Source organism: Desulfobotulus alkaliphilus (assembly GCF_007830435.1).
Classification (GTDB): domain Bacteria; phylum Desulfobacterota; class Desulfobacteria; order Desulfobacterales; family ASO4-4; genus Desulfobotulus; species Desulfobotulus alkaliphilus.
This window is the reverse complement of the sequence record NZ_VLLC01000003.1, coordinates 92,323-94,497: the sequence shown is the minus strand read 5'-3', so window position 1 is coordinate 94,497 and position 2,175 is coordinate 92,323. Positions and strand designations below refer to the sequence as shown.

The window sequence follows — 2,175 nt, the reverse complement described above, 5'->3', positions numbered from 1 at the left end:
CCGCTTCCGCACAGGGCAAGAAGCTCTAAGAATAAGATTGCGTCACGGGCAAATAGCCTGGAGCCTGTGCATCTGTCTTGCAGGTATGATATGAAAAACTGTGCTGAACAGTTACCTGCGTCATTCAAAGGGTTTTCCAAAGGAAAGTTCAGCATGACCTGCGCCTCTCTCTCCGGATTTATTCCAGAAGATGCTGCGGACCATCATCTGAACCTTCTCCCAAAGTTTCTTCCTGCCGTTCTTTATACCACGAGTAAAACCGGATCAGTCCTGCGGTAGTTCCTGCGGCAACGGCCACACCGGCCACAAGGGGAGCAGCCGCAACAATAAGGGGAGGAGCGGAAAGTTTAAGGGCCACACCCAGTGCGGCCATGCCCGTAGGTGCCGCTGTTGCTGCGGCCACTCCGGCCCCTGCGGATGCCGCAGCAGCAAGACCTGCTATGGCCGTGCTGGTTTTTGCAAGGCGCTTATGTTCCAGTTCCCGTTTGATTTTCCTGGGAATTTTTGTCATTTCCACCTCCATAAAAACCGCTTTTTAAAGCTGATGGATACAGATAATGATGGGTTTTTGAGTCAATACAGTTTTATTGTCTGCTTTGTACATAAGAAAAAGTTACTTGCCAATACAAAAACCGGAAAAAATTCTGTCCAAAAGATCCGGGTCCGCATTTTCTCCCAGAACGTTTCCAAGCGCCTGTATGGCCGTATGCAGATCCACGGATAAAAGATCCCAGAAGTGGCCGGAAAGCATACCCGCCCGGACCCTTTCAAGGGCTTCAGCAGCCCTTTCAAAGGCAGCTCTGTGCCTCAGGTTGGGCAGGGCTGCATGCTGCACCTCGGAAAAGCCCGCAAGATCTGTCAAGGCCTTTCTCAAGGCGTCCATTCCTTCGCCGCTACGGGCAGAGAGGGAAACACGGGCCGCTGGTTTCCAGGAAGAGGGAAGGGCAATGGCATCGCAGTCATCCACAAGATCCTTTTTATTCATCACAAGCAGATAGGGAGAGGAACGGATGGTTTCTTCCAGCAGACAGATCTCCCTGTCTGCCCCCCGCCGGGCATCCATCACCAGAAGTACACAATCCGCACTCCGGATGCTTTCCATGGCCCGCTCCACACCCATCCTTTCTATGGGGTCGGAAGAATCCCTTATGCCCGCCGTATCCGTCAGAACAAAGGGCAGCCCCGCAAGGTTCAGCGGTTCTTCCACCAGATCCCTTGTGGTACCGGGAATGTCCGTTACAATGGAACGATCCATGGCCAGCAGACGATTCATGACAGAAGATTTTCCTGCATTGGGAAGGCCCGCAATCACAATGCGCAGCCCCTCCCTGAGCCGGACTCCGTTTTCCCCCATGCGAATGAGACGGCGAAGCTCAGGCAGATAGTATTCCTGTAAATCCTGCAGCACCTGCCCTTCATCCACAAGATCCCCCACATCATCGGGGAAATCAATTTCCGCTGCCATGCGTGTGGCAAGCTCCAGCAGGGCTTCCCTGAGGCGGGAAACTTCCATACCCAGCTCTCCCCGGAGCAGGGCGGAACCCATTTTCCGGGCTGCTGAAGTTCTGGCCTCAATCAGATCCATCATCCCTTCGGCCTGGGTGAGATCCATGCGGCCGGAAAGGAAGGCCCTGCGGGTAAACTCTCCGGGTTCAGCCAGACGGGCTCCCTGATCCAGCACCAGAGCAAGAATGCTGCGGAGAAGCCATGGTCCTCCATGGGCCTGAATTTCCACCACGTCTTCTCCGGTAAAAGACCTCGGGGAGCGCATGGCCACCACCAGCACCTCGTCCAGAATTTCCCCACTGGCAGGATCGCATATGTGCCCAAGGGTCAGACGGTGGGAAAGAAGATCATGGGAAGCGGCGGGCCCGGCAATCCCTTTTCTGTGAAACAGGCGGCAGGCAATCCCTATGGAAGCCGGTCCGGAGATCCTTATGATGCCGATCCCTCCGGTTCCCGGTGGGGTAGCGATGGCGGCAATGGTTTCTGTATTGTCCAGAGGCATCTATTATCCCGTCAAAATTATTCAGCATATTTAATTCCGAACTGCCAATACTGTAGTTGCAGCAGCTTCGTACTGCTGCAAGGCTCCGTGGCTATTTGCAAGTGACATTGCAATCGTTTCGGATCAGAGCTTTGCAGGCCTGTGCGAAAGAAGCGGCAAACTGTCTG

Annotated in this window: 2 protein-coding genes; both read right to left on the bottom strand. The window is 54.3% G+C overall.

The window, feature by feature from the left end; translation table 11 throughout:
* Window positions 1-178: 178 nt before the first annotated feature.
* Complete coding sequence (locus tag LZ24_RS03175; RefSeq protein WP_144682269.1) at window positions 179-511, bottom strand: hypothetical protein; 333 nt, start codon at window positions 509-511, stop codon at window positions 179-181.
* 102 nt (window positions 512-613) lie between these two features.
* Complete coding sequence (gene mnmE, locus LZ24_RS03170; protein ID WP_144682267.1) at window positions 614-2,008, bottom strand: tRNA uridine-5-carboxymethylaminomethyl(34) synthesis GTPase MnmE; 1,395 nt, start codon at window positions 2,006-2,008, stop codon at window positions 614-616.
* Window positions 2,009-2,175 lie beyond the last annotated feature (167 nt).

Bases quoted from the DNA above. Each gene is read 5' to 3' on its own strand.
- LZ24_RS03175 (WP_144682269.1), bottom strand. From the start codon at position 511: ATGACAAAAATTCCCAGGAAAATCAAACGGGAACTGGAACATAAGCGC.
- mnmE (WP_144682267.1), bottom strand. From the start codon at position 2,008: ATGCCTCTGGACAATACAGAAACCATTGCCGCCATCGCTACCCCACCG.